The sequence below is a fragment of the Nocardia camponoti genome, assembly GCF_014646135.1.
GTDB lineage: Bacteria > Actinomycetota > Actinomycetes > Mycobacteriales > Mycobacteriaceae > Nocardia > Nocardia camponoti.
In genome coordinates, this window is sequence record NZ_BMMW01000002.1 from 1,431,268 (window position 1) to 1,454,631 (window position 23,364).

The 23,364-nt window shown below is 65.7% G+C and carries 18 protein-coding genes and 1 tRNA gene; 9 read left to right on the forward strand and 10 right to left on the reverse strand.

All coding sequences use genetic code 11. The features are described 5' to 3' along the window. The first annotated feature begins 52 nt into the window (after window positions 1-52). Window positions 53-811 (forward strand): lysophospholipid acyltransferase family protein, encoded by a 759-nt coding sequence (locus tag IEX78_RS14595; protein WP_188829411.1) that lies wholly within the window; start codon window positions 53-55, stop codon window positions 809-811. A gap of 99 nt (window positions 812-910) precedes the next feature. Next, window positions 911-983: transfer RNA gene (locus IEX78_RS14600), tRNA-Gly, on the forward strand. 41 nt (window positions 984-1,024) lie between these two features. Here IEX78_RS14600 and IEX78_RS14605 read toward each other — a convergent pair. The 8 genes from IEX78_RS14605 to IEX78_RS14640 form a co-directional block, all read right to left on the reverse strand. Beyond that, window positions 1,025-3,262: a heavy metal translocating P-type ATPase gene (locus IEX78_RS14605; protein ID WP_188829412.1), complete on the reverse strand. Its 2,238-nt coding sequence runs from the start codon at window positions 3,260-3,262 to the stop codon at window positions 1,025-1,027. Window positions 3,263-3,314: 52 nt separating this feature from the next. Continuing rightward, on the reverse strand, window positions 3,315-3,740 hold the full coding sequence (locus IEX78_RS14610) for a hypothetical protein (protein ID WP_188829413.1): 426 nt from the start codon (window positions 3,738-3,740) through the stop codon (window positions 3,315-3,317). Window positions 3,741-3,963: 223 nt separating this feature from the next. Continuing rightward, window positions 3,964-4,896: a DUF8832 domain-containing protein gene (locus tag IEX78_RS14615; RefSeq protein WP_188829414.1), complete on the reverse strand. Its 933-nt coding sequence runs from the start codon at window positions 4,894-4,896 to the stop codon at window positions 3,964-3,966. A gap of 69 nt (window positions 4,897-4,965) precedes the next feature. Continuing rightward, window positions 4,966-5,952 carry a hypothetical protein gene (locus IEX78_RS14620; protein ID WP_188829415.1) on the reverse strand — a complete coding sequence of 329 codons (987 nt, stop codon included), beginning with the start codon at window positions 5,950-5,952 and terminating at the stop codon, window positions 4,966-4,968. 19 nt (window positions 5,953-5,971) lie between these two features. Further along, on the reverse strand, window positions 5,972-7,639 hold the full coding sequence (locus IEX78_RS14625) for an ABC transporter family substrate-binding protein (protein ID WP_188829416.1): 1,668 nt from the start codon (window positions 7,637-7,639) through the stop codon (window positions 5,972-5,974). A 4-nt stretch (window positions 7,640-7,643) separates the two neighbouring features. Continuing rightward, window positions 7,644-9,482 (reverse strand): ABC transporter ATP-binding protein, encoded by a 1,839-nt coding sequence (locus IEX78_RS14630; protein ID WP_188829417.1) that lies wholly within the window; start codon window positions 9,480-9,482, stop codon window positions 7,644-7,646. Further along, on the reverse strand, window positions 9,472-10,380 hold the full coding sequence (locus tag IEX78_RS14635) for an ABC transporter permease (RefSeq protein ID WP_188829418.1): 909 nt from the start codon (window positions 10,378-10,380) through the stop codon (window positions 9,472-9,474). Before IEX78_RS14635 ends, IEX78_RS14630 begins: the two co-directional genes overlap by 11 nt. A 1-nt stretch (window position 10,381) precedes the next feature. Next, on the reverse strand, window positions 10,382-11,359 hold the full coding sequence (locus IEX78_RS14640; RefSeq protein WP_188829419.1) for an ABC transporter permease: 978 nt from the start codon (window positions 11,357-11,359) through the stop codon (window positions 10,382-10,384). A 63-nt stretch (window positions 11,360-11,422) separates the two neighbouring features. Here IEX78_RS14640 and IEX78_RS14645 point away from each other — a divergent pair, with 63 nt between their 5' ends. Continuing rightward, a complete protein-coding gene (locus tag IEX78_RS14645; protein ID WP_188829420.1) occupies window positions 11,423-12,238 on the forward strand; it encodes an HAD family hydrolase in 816 nt (271 codons plus the stop codon). A 42-nt stretch (window positions 12,239-12,280) separates the two neighbouring features. On the opposite strand, the gene IEX78_RS24285 is transcribed toward IEX78_RS14645, so the two are convergent. After that, the gene (locus IEX78_RS24285; protein WP_229683964.1) at window positions 12,281-15,031 is read right to left on the reverse strand and encodes an N-acetylmuramoyl-L-alanine amidase; all 2,751 of its coding nucleotides are present in this window, start codon (window positions 15,029-15,031) and stop codon (window positions 12,281-12,283) included. A gap of 319 nt (window positions 15,032-15,350) precedes the next feature. On the opposite strand from IEX78_RS24285, the gene IEX78_RS14655 reads away from it, so the two are divergent. Continuing rightward, entirely contained in the window at window positions 15,351-17,570 is a 2,220-nt protein-coding gene (locus IEX78_RS14655; RefSeq protein WP_229683965.1) for a SpoIID/LytB domain-containing protein, read from the forward strand. A gap of 3 nt (window positions 17,571-17,573) precedes the next feature. Here IEX78_RS14655 and IEX78_RS14660 read toward each other — a convergent pair whose 3' ends face one another. Continuing rightward, window positions 17,574-18,074, reverse strand: coding sequence for a MarR family winged helix-turn-helix transcriptional regulator (locus tag IEX78_RS14660; RefSeq protein ID WP_188829421.1), 501 nt, complete (start codon window positions 18,072-18,074; stop codon window positions 17,574-17,576). Between the two features lie 101 nt (window positions 18,075-18,175). On the opposite strand from IEX78_RS14660, the gene IEX78_RS14665 reads away from it, so the two are divergent. The 5 genes from IEX78_RS14665 to IEX78_RS14685 all read left to right on the forward strand — a co-directional run bounded on the left by IEX78_RS14665 (window position 18,176) and on the right by IEX78_RS14685 (window position 23,317). Beyond that, window positions 18,176-19,084: an EamA family transporter gene (locus IEX78_RS14665; RefSeq protein ID WP_188829422.1), complete on the forward strand. Its 909-nt coding sequence runs from the start codon at window positions 18,176-18,178 to the stop codon at window positions 19,082-19,084. Window positions 19,085-19,258: 174 nt separating this feature from the next. Continuing rightward, window positions 19,259-19,645 (forward strand): hypothetical protein, encoded by a 387-nt coding sequence (locus IEX78_RS14670; protein ID WP_188829423.1) that lies wholly within the window; start codon window positions 19,259-19,261, stop codon window positions 19,643-19,645. Between the two features lie 5 nt (window positions 19,646-19,650). Beyond that, window positions 19,651-20,121, forward strand: a complete 471-nt coding sequence (locus IEX78_RS14675) for a hypothetical protein (RefSeq protein ID WP_188829424.1) — start codon at window positions 19,651-19,653, stop codon at window positions 20,119-20,121. 53 nt (window positions 20,122-20,174) lie between these two features. Next, window positions 20,175-21,389, forward strand: a complete 1,215-nt coding sequence (gene glf, locus IEX78_RS14680) for a UDP-galactopyranose mutase (protein WP_188829425.1) — start codon at window positions 20,175-20,177, stop codon at window positions 21,387-21,389. After that, window positions 21,386-23,317: a glycosyltransferase gene (locus tag IEX78_RS14685; RefSeq protein WP_188829426.1), complete on the forward strand. Its 1,932-nt coding sequence runs from the start codon at window positions 21,386-21,388 to the stop codon at window positions 23,315-23,317. Before glf ends, IEX78_RS14685 begins: the two co-directional genes overlap by 4 nt. The last annotated feature ends 47 nt before the right edge of the window (window positions 23,318-23,364 follow it).

Genomic DNA, 23,364 nt, shown 5'->3' on the forward strand with positions numbered 1-23,364 from the left:
GCGCGAAACCGCCCTCCCACGCGCGACGTTCTGCGACTACGCTAACGCAATTGTGGAACCCGTCTACCGGTCAATCATCGGTCTTGCCCGAACGATCTTCTTCGTCGAAGGGCTGAAGTTCACTGTGAAGGGCGCGGAAAACATCCCCGCGACCGGCGGCGCTGTGGTTGCGATCAACCACACCGGCTACATGGACTTCACCTACGCTGGCCTGCCCGCTCGCACGCCTGGCCGGTACATCCGGTTCATGGCGAAGTCGGATGTGTTCGACAACAAGATTTCGGGCCCAATCATGCGCGCACTCAAGCACATTCCCGTCGACCGCACCGCTGGCGCCGACTCCTACAAGGCCGCCGTCGAGTACCTACGCGCGGGCGAATTGGTTGGCGTTTACCCCGAGGCGACGATCAGCCGCAGCTTCGAAATCAAGGACTTCAAGTCCGGCGCGGCGCGGATGGCGCTGGAAGCTGGCGTGCCGATCATCCCGATCACGATCTGGGGCGCGCAGCGCGTGTGGACGAAGGGCTTCCCAAAGCGCTTGGGCCGCACCAACACTCCCATCTCGATTGCCGTGGGCACCCCGATCAAGCCATACGAACCTGCCGACGCGCTCACGGCTGAACTCCGCTCGACCATGCAGGCGATGCTTGCCGACTTGCAGGAGTCCTACGAGCACGAGCCGGGCGCGTACTGGGTTCCAGCCCGGTTGGGCGGCAGCGCGCCGACGTTGGAAGAAGCGAACGTGTTGGACGAGGAGGAGGCGGCCGAACGCCTGGCCCGCAAGGCGGCGCGGGAAAACGGCGACGGCTAGCGGCTTGTGGCGCTGACCACTCGATTTCGTGAATCCCGGGGGTAGCGGCTAAAGTTTCATCTCGCACCGCAACGAACTCGCAAGGTTCAAACGGGGCACGCGGATGTAGCGCAGCTGGTAGCGCATCACCTTGCCAAGGTGAGGGTCGCGAGTTCGAATCTCGTCATCCGCTCAACGAAAAGCCCGGCACACATCGTGCCGGGCTTTCCTTATTTATCGGCCGAAACGCCGCAAGCGCAGGCTGTTGCTCACGACGAACACCGAGCTAAACGCCATTGCCGCACCCGCCAACATCGGGTTCAGCAAACCTGCCATCGCCAGCGGGATCGCCGCGACGTTGTAGGCGAATGCCCAGAACAGGTTGCCCTTGATCGTCGCAAGCGTGCGCCGCGACAGGCGGATCGCCTCGGCTGCCGCGCGGAGGTCGCCGCGGACCAGGGTGATGTCGCTCGCTTCGATCGCCACATCGGTGCCCGTGCCCATCGACATCCCGAGGTCGGCTTGGGCGAGGGCGGCCGCGTCGTTGACGCCATCGCCGACCATCGCGACCACCTTGCCTTCGGCTTGCAGCCGCTTCACCACGTCGACCTTGTCGGCGGGCAGCACCTCGGCGATCACCTCGGTGATGCCGACCTCCGCGGCGATCGTGTTCGCGGCGCGCGCGTTGTCGCCGGTGAGCAGGATCGGGGTGAGGCCGAGCACCTTGAACTGCGCGATTGCCTCGACCGACGTTGGCTTCACCGCGTCAGCGACGACGAGCACGCCACGCGCTTTCCCGTCCCACGCCACCGCGACAGCCGTCTGACCTGCGGCTTCGGCGTCGTCGAGCGCGTCGCTGAGTTCCTCGCTCAGCGGTGCCGACCAGTCGGCGAGCAACCGCGAACGACCAACGACAACCGCGCGCCCGTCGACAACGCCCTGAACGCCAAGCCCTTCGACATTCGCGAAGTCGTCCACCTCGGGCAGTGCGCCGAACCGCTGCTGGGCTTCCTTGGCGATAGCGGCCGCGATCGGGTGCTCGGAGTTGTGTTCGAGCGCGCCCGCGATGCGCAGGACGTCGTCGGTCGACTCGTCGTCGGCGGGGATGACCTCAAGCAACGTCATCTTGCCAGTCGTGACGGTGCCAGTTTTGTCGAGGACGATGGTGTCGACCTTGCGCGTCGACTCAAGCACTTCCGGCCCCTTGATCAGGATGCCGAGTTGCGCGCCACGCCCGGTGCCGACCATCAGCGCGGTCGGCGTGGCGAGCCCGAGGGCGCAGGGGCACGCGATGATCAGCACCGCGACGCCAGCGGTGAACGCCGCAGCGACGGAACCGCCTGTGCCAAGCCAGAATCCGAGGGTTCCGACCGCCAGCGCGATGACGATCGGGACGAAAATGCCGGAGATGCGATCGGCGAGGCGCTGCGCTTGAGCTTTGCCGGTTTGCGCGTCTTCGACCATCTTGGCCATTTGCGCGAGTTGGGTGTCGGCACCAATTCGGGTGGCGCGCACGATGATTCGACCGCCAACGTTGACTGTGGCGCCGGTAACCGCATCGTCGACGGTGACCTCGACCGGCACCGACTCGCCCGTGAGCATCGATGCGTCGACTGCCGACGAACCCTCGACGATCACGCCGTCAGTGGCGATCTTCTCACCGGGTCGCACGACGAACTCATCGCCAATGGACAACTGGTCCACTGGGATTCGCAGTTCGGTGCCGTCGCGGCGCACCGACACTTCCTTCGCGCCAAGCTCAAGTAGCGCCTTCAACGCCGCGCCCGCCCGTCGCTTCGACCGCGCTTCAAAGTAGCGGCCAGCGAGGATGAAGGTGGTGACGCCAGCCGCCGCTTCGAGGTAGATGCTGCCGGTGCCGTCCATGCGGGCGATGGTGAATTCGAACGGGTGCTTCATCCCCGGCTCGCCCGCGGTGCCGAAGAACAGCGCGTACAGCGACCAGCCGAATGCGGCGAGTGTGCCGACGGAAACGAGGGTGTCCATCGTCGCGGTCGCGTGCTTGAGGTTGGTCCACGCTGCCTTGTGGAATGGCCACGCGCCCCACACAACCACCGGGGCGGCGAGCGTGAGCGACAGCCATTGCCAGTTGCGGAATTGCAGCGCGGGGATCATCGCCATCGCGATTACCGGGATCGTGAGCGCGAGGCTGATGAGCAGACGGGTGCGCAGGGATGCGGTTGGGTCGGCCTCCTGGGTTTCGGTCGGGGTGTCCGGCGGTTTGGGCAGTTGCGCGGTGTACCCGGCTTGCTCAACGGTTGCTATCAGCTCGGCGGGGTCGATGTCGCCGGTGAAATCGACGCGCGCTTTCTCGGTCGCGTAGTTGACCGTCGCGGTGACGCCATCGAGCTTGTTGAGCTTGCGTTCGATGCGATTCGCGCAGGAAGCGCACGTCATGCCACCGATCACCAGTTCCACCTGGCCGGTGCCGGGATGTTGAGTCGCGGTGGTCATGAGACGCTCCTTCACTGCTGACACGAATTCTTGCTGAGGACTAGCGGGCGGGCTAGGGGTGGTTGGCTTGGCCTTGGTCGCCGATCAAGATCAGCAGGCTGTGGTGGCGGAAATTAGGTGTGAAATTCAACCGTGAGAGCCTGCTGATCTTGAATCGCCGGGTTTGCGAGCCTGTGTGGGCCGTTCGCTTCTGGTAGACCGGGGCCGGTCGGGGGGCAACCGGCTGGGGATCAAGGTCAACACGCTCTGGTGGAGAAAGCCTCTCGCGTTTCGCCGCCACCAAGGCGTGTTGATCTTTGATGGCTGGGTTTGCTGGCTCTCGTGGGCTGTCGGTGGTCGTGATGGCTTGGTCGATCAAGATCACCAGGCTGGGGTGGTGGAAATTGGGCGCGAGATTCAACCGTGAGAGCCGGGTGATCTTGGATGGCTTGCGGGGTCCATGCGGGCTGCTCGCTGTCGGGGCGGCAGGGTCGATCAAGATCAGCAGGCTGTGGTGGTGGAAACTGGGGCGCAATCCAGCCCTCAGAGCCTGGTGATCTTGAAGGGGCGGGGGTCCCGCGGTGACCCCGGAAGTCTGGGGCCGACGGCAGTGCCCGGCTGGGTGACCATGATCAACACGCTCTGGTGGCGAAAGCCACTCGCGCGATGCCGCCACCAAAGTTGGTGATCTTGGATCGACTCCGCGAGGTGGCCGTTCATGGCTAGTGGCCGCCGCCGTGGTCGCCGTGACCGCCCTCGCTCGCTGGCGCGGGGACCGGCGACGTTGCGCCGGTCGCGGGCACCGACACCGTGAATTCCGCCGTTCGGACCACGTCGCCGTGCTTGAAGTCGAGGAAGAGGCGGTAGTCGCCCGGGCTGGGGGCGTTCACGATGAATTTCACCTTCGGGCCTGCCGGGGTTTTGCCGTCGGCGGGGGAGCCTTCGGGGTGAACGTGCAGGTAGGCGAGGTCCGAGGCGCGCAAGGCGACCAAATGGCCGTATGCGCCTAGGTATGGCTGCAGGTCGGTGACGGGCGCGCCGTTGCGGCTGACGTTCAACGTGACCGGCGAGCCGATGCCCGGCGCGACGTTGCCGTTTAGCGTGACGGTGTAGTCGCCAACCTTCGCCGTCGGCACGGGCGGCGGCAGCGGTTGCACGTCGTATACGCCGGAAACGCGCAGGTCAGCGCCGAGGGTGAGGCCGGTTCCGCCTGCCGGGACGAAATCGGCGAACACGCGGTAGTCGCCGGAGCGGCTGAGATTGAGTGGGGCCGACCACGTGCCGGTCGCCTGGTCGAGCACCGGGTGCACGTGCTGGAAACCGACCATGTCGCGGCGCACGACGATCAGGTGCAGGTCCTTCTCGTGGTTGGGGGTGTAGGCGGTGACGGGCTTGCCGTTCGCGTCGAGGATGCGAAAGGCGACCGTGCTCTGTGCCGACGCGGGCACGTCGGGCTGGGCGATCGCGATGCTGTAGCCGCGATCGGTCGACAGGAGACCGCCGGGGAGGTCGGTGGTTTTGGCCGCTGTGTGGTCGCCGTGACCTGCGGGTTTGGTGTCGTCGACCGGGCCGACGAGCTTGCCAACCCCAATCGCGACGCCGAAGACCGCCGCGAGGCCGATGGCGAAACCGGCGAACTTGGTTGTCGCGTTCATCGTGATTCTCCGTTCCGTGTGGGTTGCTCGCTACCATACCCCCCTAGGGTAGGAAGTCAAGGAACGGCCTCAGCTCGGGTCGGAACCTCGAATCGCGGCCCACCACGTGACGACCGCCGCGGCGACGAGGGTCGCGGGCAGGAACGCGGCCCACGACGCGCTGGTCACGTAGACCCACATCAAAGCGATCAACGGCGCGGCGACCGTGCCCTGGGCGTCGAGTAAAAGTCGGCGGTACCAGTGGGCGCGCACGAATTTCCTTGGGCGCGAAGGGTTATCGGTGAGCTTGCCGACAGGTTCGCGCGACCGCACCGGTCCCGACGGGTACAGCGGCACCGCCCCGAGGCTCAGCCGCCGACCGTCGCGCGTCACGTCCGCCGCCACCGATGTCGCCAATGCGGCCGAGTAGAAAACGGGCACCCACGAGCAGGCCGAACCGTCGCGGATCTCGACCCACGACCGCGATTCGAGCCGATACTGCTGCCGAACGCGACCACCTCGCCCGACCACCGAATCGCCGCGCCCGCTGCCTGGGGCCGCGTGTCCGCTGACGGCCTCGTCGGGCTGACTGTCGCGGCCGCCGCTCGGCCTTTCATGTCGGCTGCCAAACGCAATGGTCGGGTTACTGTGCACGCTGTTCGGCTTGCTCGGTCGACTGTTCCGCCCGGCGTCCGGGTTTTCACGCCCGGTCAAAGGCTCCTTGGATCGGCTGCTCCGCGCGTCGCCGCGCCGACGGGCAGGGGCCGCACGTCCGTCGGCCAGCTCGTCGGGGTGGCCACTCCGTCCGTCGGTCCCGTCGGCCATGCCTGACGTCGGCGTGCGCGAGGTGGGCATCCGGGCGCGACCGGCGGAGGTCGCGTCGTCCGTGGAAGGCCATGCCCTAATCCCCACGCCCAGCGACCTGACCAGCTGAAACACGGTGAATCCGCCAACGAAAAGTGTGGCTACCGCCAGTACCGCAAGCTGGTCTATCGAAGCGAACGGCACCCACGCGAGTGAAATCACGAGGGTGCCGCAGGTGACGCCGATCGGGTAGCGCAGCGGGGCCGGGATCATCGCGAACCCGCCGCGTGGATCACTTCAGGAACCCGATCTTGGTGTAGTCGTAGGACGCGAGGCCGGGGGCGCCGTAGTTGGCGAGGGTGTCGCGGACGGCGACGTTGCCGGGCGACTGCATCAGCGGGATCGAGTGGCCTTCGAGGAAGACTTTGCGGTCGACCTCGTTGGCAAGCGTGACCGCCTTGGCGGGGTCGAGTTCGGAAACGGTGTCCTCGATCAGCTGGTTAAGCTCCGGCGAACCGATGCGCCCGTAGTTGCCCTGCACGTCCGGGTACAGGCCGTAAATCTGACCGAGGCCGCTCAGCGGGAACGCGTCGCCAACCCAACTCCATTGCGCGACATCGAAATTGCCCGGAATGATGTTGTCGCTGAAGAACGCCTGACCGGGCTTCTGGTCGATGTTCAGCTTCACGCCAATCTGCGCGAGGTTCTGCTGCATGATCTGCGCGATCTGGACCCAGGTGTTGGACTGGTACATCACGTCGCGAATCACCAGCTGCTTGCCGTCCTTCTCACGCACACCATTGACCAGTTTCCAGCCAAGCCCGTCGAGTTCGGATGCAGCGGCCGCAGGGTCGAATGGGAGCGAATTATCCTGGTAGCCAGTCTGTCCCGCCAGGAAGATGTGGTTGTTCAGCGGCTTCGGGTCGGGGACGAGCCCGTTCTGAATAGCGTTCGCGATGCCCTGACGGTCGATGGCCTTCGAGATCGCGACGCGAAGGGCCGGATCTTCGAGGAGCGAGCCCGGGGCACCGTTGAACGTCAGGTGCGACCACTGGTTGCTCGGTGCGCGACGAATCACCACGCCGGGGGTGCTTGTGGCCGTTGCCAAGTCCTCGCGCGTAGCGATGCCGACCGCGTCGATCTCGTTATTGGCGAGCGCGGGCACAAACGCGTCGCTCGACAGCACGCTGAAGGTAAAGGTGTCGAGCTTAGGCGTAGCACCCCACCATTTCGGGTTGCGCGCCAACACAATTCGCTTCTGCGTGCGATCAACCGACTGCAACGCGAACGGCCCCGACGACAGCGTAAGCGTGTCGACTTGACTCTTGTTGAACGCGTCCGGCGTCGCCGTGACCGACTTCGGGTACAGGAACGAGTTGCCCGCGAACTGGCCCTTCCAGTCGGCGTAATGCTGCTTGAAAGTGATCTTGGCCTGCTGATCGTTGACCCCGCGCTCGACCTTCTCGACCCGGTCGAACCCGCTGGTGTTGGCGATCAGGAACGCCTTGTCGACACCCGACAGCGCGGCAGCCTGCGAGCGAATGTCTTCCCACGTGATGGGCGTGCCGTCCGACCACACCGCCTTCGGGTTGATCGTGTACGTCACCTCCTGCGGGCTCGTTCCGGTGAGCTCGACGCTTTCGAAGTAGTCGGTGTTGACCGAAAGATTCGCCGACGCATCCGTTTTGAACGCGCGCGGCATCATCGGGCGCAGCACGCCAGCGACCTCGGCGTCGTTCCCGTCGGTCTGCAGCGCGTTCCAGTTTTGCGGCAGCGCCGAGATAGCGAGGCGCAGGTTGCCGCCGTCGCGCACGTTATTCACGTCGGTCGGGTTGATGTCGTTGGTCGTGCCCAGCGCCGCGTCGCCGCCGGTACTGGAATCGTCCGCGCTACACCCTGTTACGAGGAATCCCGCGATCACCAGCCCGATCGCGGCCGCCCTCAACGAACGGTTACGCATACCTTCACTCCTTCGGTTCGGGGACCGCCGCGATGAGCGCGCGGGTGTACTCGTGCTGCGGATTGGCGAAAACCTCTTCCGCAGAGCCTGATTCGACGATCTTGCCGCGCAACATCACCGCGACGTCGTGGGCGAGATTGCGCACAACCGAAAGATCGTGCGACACAAAGAGATACGCCAGGCCGCGCTCGGCTTGCAGGTCACGCAGCAGGTTGAGGATGCCCGCTTGAATCGACACATCAAGTGCCGAAACGGGCTCGTCAAGCACGAGGATGCGCGGGTCGAGCGCGAGGGCGCGGGCGATACTGACGCGCTGTTTCTGCCCGCCGGAGAAGTCGGCGGGGAATCGTTCGCCGTGCTCGGGGCCAAGCCCGACCAGGCGCAGGAGTTCAGGGACCCGCTTGGCGACCTCTTGTTTCGAGCGACCGTCAATGCGCAACGGTTCGGCGATCGCGTCGAAAATCGGTTGCCGGGGGTCGAGGGACGCGCTGGGGTCCTGGAAAACGATCTGCATCTTGCGCCGGATCTCGCGGATTTGCGGGCGCGTGAGCGAGGCGACGTCGCTGCCAAGGACGTCGATCCGGCCTTCCTGCGGGCGCGCGAGGTCCATGATCTGCGACAACGTGGTCGACTTGCCCGACCCCGATTCCCCGACGAGTGCGAGGGTGCGCCCGGCGCGAAGGGTGAACCCGATGCCGTCGACGGCCCGCACCTCGCCGGTCCTGCGACGAAACAATCCCGAGGTCAGGGGGTAGGTCTTGACGAGGTCGGCAACTTGCAAGACGACCTCGTCCGATTCGGGCGCGGATTCGTCGACGACATCGACTTCGCTCCGGAACGCGGCGAACAGATCGGTGCTAGAAAGCTGGTCGGTGCGGATGCAGGCGGCGAGGTGGGCCTCCTCCACCCCAACCTGCACCAACGGCGGCTCAACCACCGTGCACTCCGCAACAGCAACCGGGCACCTCGGCGCGAAAGCGCACCCATCGCCAACGCTGTGCATCGCGGGCGGCGAGCCGGCGATCGGGGTCAGTGGGGCGCGGGCCGGGCCGTTCATGCGCGGGATCGAACCGAGCAACCCAACCGTGTATGGCATGCGCGGTGATGCGAAAAGGTCTTCGGCAGAAGCGGATTCGACGATCTTTCCCGCGTACATCACCGCGATTCGGTCGGCCAGTGTCGCCGCGACCCCCATGTCGTGGGTGATCATGATGACGCCCGCGCCGGTCACGTCGCGCGCCGTCCGCAACAGGTCGAGGATTTGGGCTTGGACGGTCACGTCCAATGCCGTCGTTGGTTCGTCGCAGATGATCAACGCAGGGTCGTTCGCGATCGCCATCGCGATCACCACCCGCTGCCGCATCCCGCCGGAAAACTCGTGCGGGAACGCCTTCGCACGCTCGCGTGGCTGGTCGATGCCGACCAGGTCGAGCAGCTCAATCGCCCGCTCAGCGGCCTTTTTTCGACCCAATTCGGGGTGATGCGCGAGCACCGCTTCGGCGATTTGGTCGCCAACGCGGTACACCGGCGTGAGCGCCGAAAGCGGGTCTTGGAAAACCATGCTCACTTCGGCGCCGCGCAGCTTCGACAGTTCCCTGTCGCCAAGGCCTAGCAGTTCGCGTCCACGCAGGCGAATTGACCCGCGCACCCGCGCTTGCTCCGGCAGCAGTCCGATCACCGAAAGCGCGGAAACCGACTTCCCCGAACCGGATTCGCCGACAATCGCGAGAATTTCCCCGTCGGCGACGGTGTAGGAAACCCCGCGCACAACATCAACGCGACCTTGCTCGCTCGGAAACGAAACCCGCAGGTCACTGACTTCCAGCAGCGGTTCACTTGTCATTGCGCGCCCCTCGCGAATGTGGATCGAACGCGTCGCGCAGGCCATCACCAACGAGGTTGGCCGAAAGCACAATGGTGATCAAGATTCCGCCAGAAAACAAGAACAACCACGGGAACGTGAGCGCCGAACGGGTGCCCGCCGCGATGAGCGTGCCAAGCGAAACGTCGGGCGCTTGGACGCCGAAACCGAGGAAGCTGAGTCCGGTTTCGGCGGTGATGGCCGCGCCGACGGCGAGCGTGGTGTCGATGATGAGGATCGACGCGATGTTGGGCAGCACATGCGAAACGATGATCCGCCGATTCGACGCGCCCATATACTTTGCGGCCCTGAGGAATTCGCGTTCGCGCAGGCTCATGGTGAGTCCGCGAATGATGCGCGCGCTGATCATCCAGCCGAACACGCTCAGCAGCAGGATCAAGAAGATGATCGACCCCGAACCCTTGGTGCGCGGCGCGAACAGCGCGATCATGATGAAGCTCGGGACGACGAGCAGCAGGTCAACGAGCCACATGATCGCGCGATCGGTCCAGCCGCCGAGCAGCCCGGCCGTCGCGCCCGCGGTCACCGCGATGATGCTGGAGAAGATCGCGACGCAAAACCCGATGATCAGCGACTTCTGCGTGCCGCGCAGGGTTTGCGCGAGCACGTCTTGGCCGATGGACGTCGTGCCGAACGGATGCCGCAACGATGGTGGTTTGAGCAGGGCTTTCGGGTCCAGCGACTGATAGTCGAAGGTGAGCAACGGCGGTACAGCGAAGCTCACGATCAGGAGCGTGAGCAGCACAATCGCGCCGATCACGGCCGGTTTGTTGCGCAGGAAGCGTCGCCACACCAGCTTGCCGCGACCGGCGGCCATCGGTTCCGGCGCGCCAGCGACGATCAGTTCGGTTTCGCTCATCTCAGCTCACCCGCACCCGTGGATCGAGCAGCGCGTAAACGATGTCGGAAAGCAGCCCGGAAATCAGCACGACCAGCCCCGCGAACGACGCGATCGTGACAACCACATACAAATCCTGCTTGGTCACCGCGTCGATAAACCATTCCCCGACCCCATGCCAACCGAAGATCTGCTCAACGAAAACCGACCCCGTGACCAGCCCGCCAATGCTGTACGCGAACAAAATCGCCATCGGAATCAACGCGGTGCGCAGGCCGTGTCTGTAGAGCGCGCGTTGGCGGGTGAGCCCCTTCGCGCGGGCGGTTCGAATGAAATCGCTGCCAAGCACGTCGAGCATCGCGTTGCGTTGGTATCGGCTGTAGCCAGCCATCGCGAACAGGGCGAGCGTGATCGTGGGCAACACCAAATGCTGTGCGCGGTCGAGCAATTCGTTCCACAGGCCATACACCTGCGTCGCCGACGTCTCGCCCGTGTAGAGGAAAATCTGCGAACCGGTCGCCTGGTTGATCTTCAACGCGCCGAACTTGAGCAGCGTCGCGAGCAGGAACACCGGCGTCGACAAGATCACCAGCGACACCGCCGTCGTGAAGTAGTCGCTGAATTTGTACTGGCGAATCGCACTCGCCGCGCCGACCAACACGCCGAGCGCGGTGCCCAACAGCGAGCCGATCACCAGCAGCCGCAAACTCACCAAAATGCGACGACCAAGTTCGCTACTCACCGGCTGCCCGTCGAGCGTCGTCCCGAAATCGCCTTGCGAAACCCCCGCTAACCAGGTGAGGTAGCGCTGCGGAATGGGCTCGTTGAGGTGCAGTTGCTCGGCCTTGGCGTCGATCACCGACTGCGGCGGCCGCGGATTGCGTTGCTCAAGACTGTCGAGCGGATTGAACGTCAGCGACGCCATGCTGAAGGTGAGAAACGAGGCCAGCAACAACAGCACGACGTAGTTGGTCGCGCGTCGCAACAGGAAGCCGGTCATAGTGCGCTGATCATAGGGAAAGTCGCTTGCCCATGTACCCCGACGGGCTGCCAGGATGGTCCGATGAGCAAACCGGAGTTGGTTGCAACCGATGTTGACGGCACGCTGATCGACGATGCCGAGCATGTTTCGGCCCGGACGCGCGCGGTGGTCAACGCGCTCGTCGCCGACAACGCGACGTTCGTCCTCGCAACCGGGCGACCGCCGCGCTGGATCGCGCCGATCGTCGACGAACTGGGTTTCGCGCCGCTCGCGGTGTGCGGCAACGGGGCGGTGCTCTACGACCCGGCCGCCGACAAGGTGCTCGCGAGTCACGCCCTCAACGTCGAAACGCTCGCCGCGCTCGCCGAAATCGCCGAATCCGCCCTTCCCGGTTGTGGATTGGCGACCGAGCGCGTCGGCGAAAGCGCGCACGACGCGGTCACGCAACAGTTCGTCAGCTCGCCGACGTACGAACACGCGTGGCTCAACCCCGACGACACCGTGGTTTCGCATGCCGAGGTAATTGACACGCCCGCAATCAAAATGCTTGTGCGACTTAGCTCTTCGAAATCTTCAGCCATGCGTGACGTACTTGCGCCGCTCATCGGGGACCTCGCCGAGATCACCTACTCGACCGAAAACGGGCTCATCGAATTAGCTGTGCCTGGCGTGACGAAAGCGTCGGGGCTCGCTGAGGTGGCCGCGCGGTTGGGCATCGCGCATGAGCGGGTTGTCGCGTTCGGCGACATGCCCAACGACGTGCCGATGTTGCGCATGGCCGGGCACGGGGTCGCGATGGGCAACGCGCACGCCGAAGCGCGGGCGGCTGCCGACGAGGTGACCGGCAGCAACATCGACAACGGGGTGGCGATGGTGCTTGAGCGATGGTGGGGATAAGCGAAACGCCCGGCAATTGCTGCCGGGCGTTTCGGGTGGGGCCTAGTTTCTCCAGAAGGTGGTGACTACGCCGGTTGTTTCGTTGAGCACAAGCGAGCCGTTTTCGAAGTCGGCTCTCGTGCCGTCGGGGACGGGATACGAAGCGCTCGTTGGCAATCCGAGCGCTCCGGTGTCGGCGCCGAGGTCGACGTAGCGTTTCAGGATCGCGCCGACCACCTCAAACGTCTCGCCCGGATTCGCGCCCGCGTACACGAGCCCGTTCTCGAACTTCGCGTACTGCCTGCCGTCGGTTGCCTTCAACAGCTCCGAACGCGGGGCGCCGAGTGGGCCGTCGACACCGCCGCTGGTGACCCAGTGCTTCGCAATATCGTTGTCGCTCATCTCTTTTAGCTTCGCGACGAGTGAGCTGGTCTGGGAGTTGGTGACCTGCGCGGCAGCAGCCGTGGCTGGGGAGCGGTAGATGCCAGCGCCAGCGGCGGCGATGCTGCGGATGCGGTCCATCATCGCGTAGCCAGCGTCGCCGGGGCAGTCGGTGTTGCCGACGTCGCGGTGCGCGAAAACCACCGGCAACTCGACCTCTTCGCCATAGTCATAGAAGGTGAACTCGGTGCCTTCGGAAATCATCGTGGTGTGCGCGCGTGGGTCGATGCCCGCGATCTTGGACCGCCAACCGATGTAATTGCCGACGGCGTTGAGCGCTTCGTTACTCGGGGTCTCGGACTCGTAGTTGCCCATGAGCGCGACGCCAGCGGTGTTTTCGTTGAAACCGCCAGCGTGCGCGCCCTGGACGTCGCGGTCAAGGCCGCCGTATCGGCCTTCGAAAATCTGGCCGTACTTGTCGACGAGGGCGTTGTAGCCGATGTCGCACCAGCCCAGCGTGTCGGCGTGATAGCGGTAAATCGCGCGGACGATGCCCGCCGATTCGGCGCGGCTGTACTCGTTGCGACCGGCCGTGTGATGCACGGTGATGCCAGCCACGCCGTCGTCATAGGTGGGTTCTTCGCAGCGAATCGACTCATCCGCACCCCACTGCGCGCGAGTGATCACGCGCGGACCACCGCCTGGGAGCGGTGCGGCGACGTTGTTGAGCGCGGCGTCGATCGCGGCGCGACCAGGGTTGATGAGCACGGCCTTGAGTGCGGTTTCGGTGAGATGCGCGGGGTCGTGATCGGGGCCAGCTGCCGGTTTGCGCGTGGTGAGCATTTGGACGGTCTTCGTCTCGCCAACGTAAATCGGCTCGGTGCCGACACGGCCGCCAGCGGGGGTTTTATCGGTGGCGCGCGTGTCGACCGGATCGCTCGCGTACCAGGGACTCCACGTGCCGTCGAGCTGCTTGGCGCGCAACTTGATGGTGGTGTTGGCAAGGTCGGCGGCGGTGACGGCGACCATGCTGAACGGGGTGTCCTGGGAGAGTTCTTTGACCTCGGCCCCAACCTTGTCGACCATGTCGGCGGCGATCGCACCGGGCGACAGGGCGGGCGCGTCGAGCGGGGTGCCGGGGGCGGCGATCAGCTTGGCTGGGATCGTTTTGACGGGGTTCGCGGGGGAGCCTGCGGGGGCTTTTGCGAGGGGGATCGCTGGGTGTTGTTGAGGGGATTTCGCCGCTTTGCCGCTGGCGTCGGGGGCTGGGGTGTTGGCGGTGTCGTTTGATGCAGCCGGAGCGCCCGGGGCCTGGCCTGCGGGTTCGCTTGGAGGTGGTGTGGGCTGCCCGCTTGCCGCAGGGGGTGCTCCGGGAGTGCGCCCGTCTGCTCCCGCGTTCTCGTTAGCGGGGGGCAGGGCTGGACTGCTCGGCGCGGGTGACGCGGCGGTTGGGGTTGGCGAAGCGTTAGCGGGTGCTGGGGCTGGCGGCGGGCTGCTCGGCGCGGGGGTTGGCGTTGGCGTGGCGTCAGCGGGCACGTTGGCCGGAACGGCATTCGCCGCGCCTGGCGTTGCGGAAGGCTGTGCGGGCGCGGGCTTTTCGGGCGCGCCGCCATTGGGCGCTGCAGCGGAAGCCGGCGGGGCCGAGTCGGTCGGCGAGCCCGGTGATGCGCTTACGGGACTCGTTGGGCGAGTGGGCGTTTCGGGCGCGACGCCGTCCTCGGATCCCTGAGTCTGTGCGCCGCGATCGGGGGCTGGCTGCGTGGCTGCGCCGGGAGCAGGCGTCGCCTGGGCTTGCGCGCCGGGAGTCGGAGTCGGCGGTACCTGCGCGCCGGGAGCGAGGGGTGCCTGAGCCGGTGCACCGAGGGCCGGGGCGGCCGGGGGCTGCGCACCCGGGGCCGGGGCGGCCGGGGGCTGCGCGCCGGGAGTCGGGGAAGCCTGTGCGGGTGCGGCGTGGCCGGGGGCGCTCGGGTTCGGGGCCGGATGCGCGGGGGCCGGGGCCACATTTGCCGGGGACGGCGGGGACGTCGGCGTTGGGGCCTCGGGGGCCACGTTCGGGGGTTGCGGCGCGGGTTTTTCTGGGATGCCCGGCAGCGGGATTTCCGTCGGGACCGTCACGCCCGGCGGGAGTGGGAGGCCCGGGGGGAGCGGCGGGAGCGTGATTGAGTTCGGGAGGCCGAGCATGCGCAGGTCGGATACGCGCAGGTCGGGGACGTTAAGGCCGGTGAATTCGCGCAACGGGACGGTGATGTCGGGCACCGAATTCAGCGCAACCTCCGACATCTGCGCGGCCACCGCGACAGGCGCGAAATCGTTTGCGGTGCGTGGCGCGGAGTCGGCGGCGTCGCTGAACGCGAACGCTCCGATCGGCGCGGCGACCGCGAGCGTGGTGACCATCGGGAGCACGAAGGACCGGGTTGGCTTTCGATATCGCACGAATTGCTCCGTATCTTTGGCGCGATCTTTGGCGCGTTGGCGGGCCAATGCGTGTTCCTGCTGCGGTGGAACTTCGACAGTCGCGGTTGGCGACTGCGAACCGGTCGCGTGGGGCTGACTCTCACATTTCCGACAACCCCGGCATGTGATGCTTGCTTCTCGTTGTCTCGTGCATCACGCTAGTTAACATACGTCACAAGCCTAAACCTTTGGTTGAGGCTGAGGTGACCGCTCGAATGTAGCCCTCGTCGCCGTCACGGCGACGCCGACATGCCGACGCGATTCGCGCAGGTAGAACCGGAAAAGGTGGGAACAACCGATGGCGAGCGACCCTAACGACAAACCCAAACTCAAACGCCGCGTTCGGCGTGGCATTTGGCGGCGACCAGCGCGACCGAGCAGGTCAACGCCCCTTTCACTCCTGCTTGGCGGGACCGCGTTGTTGGTGACTGGTGCGGTCGCGTGGTGGCAGTCAGCGCCAGCCCAGATCACGCCCACTGTTGGCGTTGGGCACGGGCGCGGGCTGAGTCAGATGGGGGCGTACGACGGGGCGCGCGAGGGGCAGAGCGCTGAGGAAATCCTCGGTTACTACTACCCGGGCGCGACGCTCGGGCAAATCGGACCGACGACCATCGCGGTTCGCCTTCAAGCACAAGATGATTCGACGCTCGATGCCTTTGCCGCAGCTGGTGCGCAGGTTGCTGGCCAATGGATTGGACCCGGCGAGGTCGCGCACTTGACGCCGTTGTCGGGTGGGCAGGCGAACGTGGTTGTGACGACGGGCTGCGAGGGAGAAGTGTTGTGGCAGAACGTAACTGACGACCCGTTCATTTATCCGGTCGATCCGGGGGTTGGGCGTCCGGCGAACGAGCACCTGACGCTGTGCGGGGGGACGGGGTATCGCGGGGCGCTTGGCGTCGCGCTTGATGGTGAGGCGTTCCGGACGGTCAACCGGGTCGACATCGAGGACTACCTCGCAGGCGTTGTCCCCGCCGAAATGCAGGCCAACTGGGCTGACCAGGGCGCATTCGAGGCGTTGCGCGCGCAGGCGATCGCGGCCCGCTCCTACGCACTCGCCGAAGATCGCTACACCTACGCCCAAACGTGCGACACCACCGACTGCCAGGCCTACCCGGGCACCCCGAAGGAGGATGCGCGCTCGACCGAGGCGGTCGCCACGACCGCGGGGACGGTGCTGTTGCGCGACGGACTGATCCTGCGCTCGGAGTATTCAGCGGCCCCCGATGGAGGTCGCCCGTCCGACATCCAGACGTTCGAGGTTGGCCCGGCGCCAGATCAGGTTGTCGAAACATGGTCTGCACCAACGGTATTCCCGCGCTCTGACGCGGTAACACCGCCGTTGCCCCGCCCCACGCCGGTTTCCCCCCTTCCAGGTCAGCCGCACATTGCCCCCGAGTTGGGCAGCCCGCCCGAGGGTTCGCCAACGCCTGCGTCGCCGGGCGCCCCGGGACCGTCACCCGTTCCTCCGCTCGCTGGGCAGAGTGCACCTGAATTGGGCAGCCCGCCCGAGGGTTCGCCGACGCCCGCATCGCCGGGCGCTTCCCAGCCGCCCACCGGGCTCGTCGCGCCAACGTCGCCGAGTGCACCAGGTTCGCAGGCTTCACCTGGCGTTCCCGGGGCGCGCACCGCACCTGAAGGAGCCACCGCGCCGACGTCGCCGGTCGCACCCGGTTCGCACGCCGCGCCTCGGTCGGACGCTGCCCCTGGCCCGTCGCCCGTGCCCCCACTCGCTGGGCAGTCGCAGAGTGCACCTGAATTGGGCACCCCGCCTGAGGGTTCGCCGACGCCCGCATCGCCGGGTGTTTCCCAGTCACCCGCCGGGCTCGCGCCGCAGGTAGCGCCCTCGTCGCCGAGTGCTCCCGGTTTGCAAGCTGGCCCGGCGTCGCCGAGCGCTCCGGGGTTGCAGGTTGCGCCCGCTTCGCCTCGGGCGCCGGGTTCGCAAGTCACGCCGGGGGTGCCCGAAGTTCCCGTTGCGCCCGCGTCGCCTGCCGTCCCCGCAGGGCCGGGCGCGCCCGCATCGCCAGGTTCTCGCGGGACGCAGGGCACACCTGAGTTGCCAAGTGGCCCCGGGACGCAGGGCGCGCCGGAGTCGCCAAGTGCTCCAGAGGCGCTGAATGTTCCCGGGTCGCCGAATCTTCCCGGGTGGCCCAGTGCGGCTGAATGGCCTGCTATTCCCGGGTGGCCCAGTTTCAGTGAGTGGCAGAAGTTGTTCACCTCGCCGGGCGTATCGCCTGGTGTCGCCGTTCAGCCGCTTGCCGGGGAAACGGTGATTGATGCCGAGTATCGGCGGATTGGGGGTGCGGGCAGTGTGGTCGGGGTGCCGACTGCGGCGGAGATGCAACTGCCCGGTGGGGCGGGGACGTATCGGCCGTTTACGAAAGGCGTGATCGTCCACACGAAGACGCTCGGCGTGCGCGTCGTCGACTTCGCGACGATGCTCGCGCCCAACACGGTACCGGGCCACGCACAGGCGAATCCCGAACCGCCACAGTCCAATTCGTTGGCACCTGTGCGTTAGTCCTCACCCCAAGGTCGTATCGCCCATCCCGACCGCGAGTGTGCGCAGTAAACCTGCCAATGTCTCGCGGTCGGTAGGCGACAAGGCTGACAACAAGCGGTGCTCGTTTTCCATGTGGAGGGGGAGTAGGTAGTCGACCAACTCGCGGCCCTTGTCGGTCAGTTGCACCAAAACCGAGCGGCGGTCGTCGGGGGCAGGGACGCGGCGAACCAAATCCCTAGCGGCAAGTCGGTCGATGCGGTTCGTGATCGCGCCCGATGTCCGCATCGCCGCCTTGTTCAGCGCGCCCGCCGTGATTCCTTCCACCCCGCCTGATCGGCGCAATGTCGCAAGCACGTCAAACTCCCAGAATTCAAGTCCGTGACCTGCGAAGAACTGCTTGAGTTCCTGTTCGAGCAGGCGCGAAACGCGGGCGATTCGGCCGATCACGGCCATCGGTGACGAGTCGACGTCGGGGCGTTCGCGGGCCCACTGCTCGGTAATCAGGTCGACGGCGTCGCGCATCAGTTTCCTCTCGATTAAAAATCTTAACGTTCATCTACTTGACGCTGAACAGGTTAGGCGAGTAGATATTTCAACGTTGAGATTATCAATCAGGAGCGAACATGAGCGACGCACGTAGCACCAATTACGCACCTACCCTCGCGTTGACCGCCCTCACCCCGATCGTGTGGGGTTCCACCTACGCGATCACCACCGAATTCCTGCCGCCGGACCGCCCGCTTTTCACCGCCCTGATGCGCGCGCTGCCCGCCGGGCTCTTGCTCCTCGCCCTGACTCGCACGCTGCCGCACGGGCAGTGGGTCGGGCGCGCGGCTGTGCTTGGCGTGCTGAACATCGGCGCGTTCTTTCCGCTGTTGTTCCTTGCCGCGTACCGCCTGCCGGGTGGTGTGGCCGGGGTATTGGGCGCTGTCACACCGATGTTCGCGCTTGGGTTCGCTGCGGTATTACTCGCGGAAACGCCAACGCGGCGAAAGATATTGGCTGGCGCGATCGGCGTACTCGGCGTATCGCTCGTAGTGCTGAAGGGTAATGCGGAACTCGACTTCGTCGGTGTCGCAGCAGGTTTCGCGGGCGCCGCTTCGATGGGGGCGGGAACGGTGCTGACGAAGAAGTGGGGTAGTCCGCAGGGTGTTGGGCCGCTGGCAATCGCGGGCTGGCAGCTGACCGCAGGCGGCCTGTTCATCGCCCCGCTCGCGCTCATCATCGAAGGCGCACCGCCCGTACTCGACGTGGATGCAATTGGCGGCTACCTATACCTGGGCATCATCGGCACGGCCGTCGCCTACTGGCTGTGGTTCCGCGGTATCTCCCGAGTCCCGGCAACGTCAGTGGCTTTCCTCGGCCTGCTGAGCCCGGTTTCCGCGGCGGTAATCGGCTGGCTCGCCCTGAACCAGGCGCTGACGTTGCTCCAGGTCCTTGGCCTCGTGATCGCCCTCGCCGGAACGGTCCTCGGCCAACTCCCGCCGAAGCCACAGCCGAAGCTCACTGACCGGCAGCTCGTTGCGGCCTAGCGCCAACATGGCATAAACGTGCGCGTTCGCCGCCAAACCGCCGCATTTTGGGGGTTCGGCGGCGAACTTGCACGAAAATGCCATTCCGATCGCAACTGCCTGGTTGCACATCGTGGAGTCGTGGACCCGCGCGTAGCAGCGGCGACCCGTATAACTAACGACAGAGTCGAAGTGATGCGGGGAGGAACGTTGCGGTGGTGCGCGTGGGGCGCGAGTGCGCTCGGTGGGTTCATCGGAGCCGCCGGGCTGCTGTTTGCCGGGGCGATGGTTGTTGCTCGGCTTGCCGGGCGCGAGTCTGAACTTGATTACACAACCGCCGCGATCTTCGGTGGGCTCGGGGCCGTCTATCTCGCAGGCGCGATCATGCTCGCTCGACGGTCGAACATTGGGCGACGGATCCTCGTCGTCGTTTCCGGACTGATGACTGCCGCGACTTTGCTTGTGGTCGCACTGAATTGGTGGGGCGGGCCGCTCACGACGTGGCTCGCGCTGAACGTGGTGCTGCTCGCCCTGAGCTACTGCAAGCCAACACGGCAGTGGACGCGAAAGACATTAGGTTGACATCCATGCTTGCGACAGAAGTGCGTTCCGGGTGGGCCGTCCGGATCGGGGCAACCATTACCGCGCTCGCGGCGCTCGCCAACGGGTTCGCCGCGTCCTGGGTCGCGATCACCTGGTTCGGCGATTCCGCCAAACTCGACGACGCCCTCGCCTGGCTCACGATCCTCGCCGGCTACCTCGTCGCGGGCGCGCTCGCCTACTCGACGGTGCAAATCGTCAAGCACAGCGAAGCGAGCGTCGCGTTCGTCGTCGCGATCGCGCAGTTGGCCATCGGCGTCGGCGGACTGGCAGCCACACTCGTGAACTTCGACCCCGAATACGGCATCGTCTGGCCGCACACTCACCTCATCGACGGCACCGTCCCCGGCGCGATCACCTCCATCGTCAACCACAGTTGGCTCGGCGCGACCATCGCGACGCTGGTAGGGGCCATACTTCTTGTACCCACACTGTTCATCCGGGCTGGCCAAGGCTGAACAAATCCGCCTCCACCGGGACAATCCACCGTCTTCCGATACGCTGGGCTCCCGTGACCGCCGCATCGCCTTCCGGTAACCCCGCACCTTCGTATGACTTGATCGTCGTCGGATCAGGCTTTTTTGGCCTGACTGTCGCCGAGCGGGCAGCAAACCTGCTGGGCAAGCGGGTCCTGGTGCTCGACCGCCGCCACCACATCGGCGGCAACGCCTACTCCGAGAACGAGCCGGAGACCGGCATCGAGATCCACAAGTACGGCGCGCACCTGTTCCACACTTCGAACAAGAAGGTGTGGGATTACGTGACTCAGTTCACCGAGTTCACGAATTACCAGCACCGCGTGTTCGGCCTGCACAAGGGCCAGGCGTACCCGCTGCCGATGGGCCTTGGCCTGATCTCCCAGTTCTTCGGCCGCTACTTCACGCCGGAAGAGGCGCGGAAGCTGATCGCCGAGCAGTCGGCGGAAGTGAAGTCCGACGACGCACAGAACCTCGAAGAGAAGGCCATCTCCCTGATCGGCCGCCCGCTCTACGAAGCGTTCATCCGCGACTACACCGCCAAGCAGTGGCAGACCGACCCCAAGGAACTGCCCGCTGGCAACATCACCCGCCTGCCGGTGCGCTACAACTTCGACAACCGCTACTTCAACGACACCTACGAGGGTTTGCCGAAGGAGGGGTACACGAAGTGGCTGGAAAACATGGCCGCCTCCGACCTCATTGACGTGCGCCTCAACACTGACTGGTTCGACGTGCGCGACGAGATTGTCGCGGCCAACCCGGACGCCCCGATCGTCTACACCGGCCCGATCGACCGCTACTTCGACTACGCCGAAGGCGAATTGGGTTGGCGCACCATCGATTTCGAGACTGAAGTCCTCGAAACCGGCGACTTCCAGGGTACCTCGGTGATGAACTACAACGACGCCGACGCCCCGTTCACGCGCATCATTGAGCCGCGCCACTTCCACCCCGAGCGCGACTACCGCACCGACAAAACCGTCATCATGCGCGAGTTCTCCCGCTTCGCCCAGACCGGTGACGAGCCGTACTACCCGATCAACACCCCCGAGGACCGCGCGAAGCTGCTCGCCTACCGCGAGCTCGCCAAGCAGGAAACGGCCGAGAAGAAGGTCATCTTCGGTGGTCGCCTCGGCACCTACCAGTACCTCGACATGCACATGGCGATCGGCGCCGCGTTGAGCACGTTCGAAAACGTCCTGCGCCCGACGCTCGAAACCGGCGCTGAGCTGGTGGACGAGGCATGAGTTCGCCGATGCTTGAAGACGTGACCACCCCGACTCGCGCGAAGTCGCTGCTCCAGCGCGTGATCCTGCCGCGCCCGGGCGAGCCGCTCGACGTGCGCACGCTGTACCTGGAGGAATCGCCGACGAACGCCCGTCGCGCGCATGCGACGAGCCGCACCGCGCTGTCGATTGGCGCGGAGTCGGAGGTGTCGTTCGCGACGTACTTCAACGCGCTGCCCGCGAGCTACTGGCGACGGTGGAGCGTGCTCGACTCGGTGGTGTTGCGGCTCGAACTGGCCGGGCACGGTCGCGTTGACGTGTACCGCTCCAAAGCCGACGGTTCGCGAATTCACGTGCAGGGCAAAGAGTTTGCCGTCGAACAGGGCCAAGAGAGCGTCACTGTCGAATTCGAAACCGACCTAGGTCCGTTCGAAGATGGCGGCTGGATCTGGTTCGACATCACCACCGACACCGCGGTCACGCTGCTCGCAGGCGGCTACTACGCCCCGATCGAAGCGCCCGGCAACGGCACGCTGGCCGTCGGTATGCCGACGTTCAACCGCCCGACCGACGCGGTGAACACCCTGCGCGCACTGGGCTCCGATCCGCTTGTGTTGCAACAGATTTCGGCCGTGATCATTCCCGATCAGGGCACCCGTCACCCGGCCGACGAGCCCGGTTTCGCCGAAGCCGCCGCCGTCCTCGGCGACCGCCTCAAGATCTACAACCAGCCCAACCTCGGTGGCTCGGGCGGCTACAGCCGCGTGATGTACGAGGCGCTCAACGCGACCGATGCCGAATACATCGCCTACATGGACGACGACATCGAGATCGAACCCGACTCGATCCTGCGCGCGCTCGCGTTCTCGCGCTTCGCGAAGTCGCCGGTGCTGACCGGTGGGCAGATGCTCAACCTGCAGGAACGCTCGCATCTGCATGTGATGGGCGAGGTCATCGACCGTGGCATCTTCATGTGGGGTGCCGCGCCGAACGTCGAGTACGACCACGACTTTTCGAAGTACCCGCTTTCCGACCGCGACAACGCGAAGCTGCTACATCGCCGCATCGACGTCGACTTCAACGGCTGGTGGACGTGCGTGATCCCGCGCGCGGTCGCCGCCGAAATCGGTCAGCCGCTGCCGCTGTTCCTCAAGTGGGACGACGCCGAGTACGGCCTGCGCGCCGCCGCGGCCGGCTACCCGACGGTCACGCTGCCGGGTGCTGCCGTGTGGCACATGGCCTGGTCGGACAAGGACGACGCCATCGACTGGCAGGCGTACTTCCACCTGCGTAACCGTCTGATCGTCGCGTCGATGTACCTGCCAGGCGACGGCAAGCCGATGATCGTCAACACCGTCAAGGCAACGCTGAAACACCTGCTGTGCCTTGAGTATTCGACCGTCGCGATCCAAAACGAAGCGATCCGCGATTTCCTCGCTGGCCCGGAAAACCTCGCCGACCTGCTGCCAAGCGCGCTCGGCAAGATCCACGCGATGCGCAAGGAATTCCCCGACGCGGTTGTCGTTCCGTCCTCGACGCAGCTGCCGCTCGCCAGCCGCGCTGGCGTCGGCGCGGTCGGCGAACCGGGCAACCCGATCGCGAAAATCGGTCGACTCGCCAAGGGCATCGTCCACAACTTCCGCAAGGCCGACCCGGCAGCGCACGAAACCCCGCAGCTCAACGTGCCGACGCTCGACGCGCGCTGGTTCCTGCTTTCCCAGGTCGACGGTGTCACCGTGACGACTGCCGACGGGCGCGGAGTGGTTTACCGTAAGCGCGACCCGCGCATCGCCGCCGAACTGCTCAAGGAAGCGTTGCGCCTGCGCAAGGAGCTCACCGCGCGGTTCCCGGAAATGCAGAAGCGCTACCGGGCAGCGCACGCCGAGCTGGCGAGCCAGGCCGCGTGGGAGAAAATCTTCGGCATCGAGACGAATGGAACCGCCAAGTGAGCAACCCCAGCATTCCTGAGCTCGAACTCATCGAAGGCGGCTGCGGC

Excerpts from the sequence above, each read along its gene's own strand:
- IEX78_RS14665 (WP_188829422.1), top strand. The coding sequence starts at position 18,176 with ATGAGCGACGCACGTAGCACCAATTACGCACCTACCCTCGCGTTGACC.
- IEX78_RS14685 (WP_188829426.1), top strand. The coding sequence starts at position 21,386 with ATGAGTTCGCCGATGCTTGAAGACGTGACCACCCCGACTCGCGCGAAG.
- IEX78_RS14605 (WP_188829412.1), bottom strand. The coding sequence starts at position 3,262 with ATGACCACCGCGACTCAACATCCCGGCACCGGCCAGGTGGAACTGGTG.
- IEX78_RS14640 (WP_188829419.1), bottom strand. The coding sequence starts at position 11,359 with ATGACCGGCTTCCTGTTGCGACGCGCGACCAACTACGTCGTGCTGTTG.
- IEX78_RS14655 (WP_229683965.1), top strand. The coding sequence starts at position 15,351 with ATGGCGAGCGACCCTAACGACAAACCCAAACTCAAACGCCGCGTTCGG.
- IEX78_RS14670 (WP_188829423.1), top strand. The coding sequence starts at position 19,259 with ATGCGGGGAGGAACGTTGCGGTGGTGCGCGTGGGGCGCGAGTGCGCTC.
- IEX78_RS14675 (WP_188829424.1), top strand. The coding sequence starts at position 19,651 with ATGCTTGCGACAGAAGTGCGTTCCGGGTGGGCCGTCCGGATCGGGGCA.
- IEX78_RS14615 (WP_188829414.1), bottom strand. The coding sequence starts at position 4,896 with ATGAACGCGACAACCAAGTTCGCCGGTTTCGCCATCGGCCTCGCGGCG.
- IEX78_RS14625 (WP_188829416.1), bottom strand. The coding sequence starts at position 7,639 with ATGCGTAACCGTTCGTTGAGGGCGGCCGCGATCGGGCTGGTGATCGCG.
- IEX78_RS14620 (WP_188829415.1), bottom strand. The coding sequence starts at position 5,952 with ATGATCCCGGCCCCGCTGCGCTACCCGATCGGCGTCACCTGCGGCACC.
- IEX78_RS14645 (WP_188829420.1), top strand. The coding sequence starts at position 11,423 with ATGAGCAAACCGGAGTTGGTTGCAACCGATGTTGACGGCACGCTGATC.
- IEX78_RS14660 (WP_188829421.1), bottom strand. The coding sequence starts at position 18,074 with ATGCGCGACGCCGTCGACCTGATTACCGAGCAGTGGGCCCGCGAACGC.
- IEX78_RS14630 (WP_188829417.1), bottom strand. The coding sequence starts at position 9,482 with ATGACAAGTGAACCGCTGCTGGAAGTCAGTGACCTGCGGGTTTCGTTT.
- IEX78_RS14635 (WP_188829418.1), bottom strand. The coding sequence starts at position 10,380 with ATGAGCGAAACCGAACTGATCGTCGCTGGCGCGCCGGAACCGATGGCC.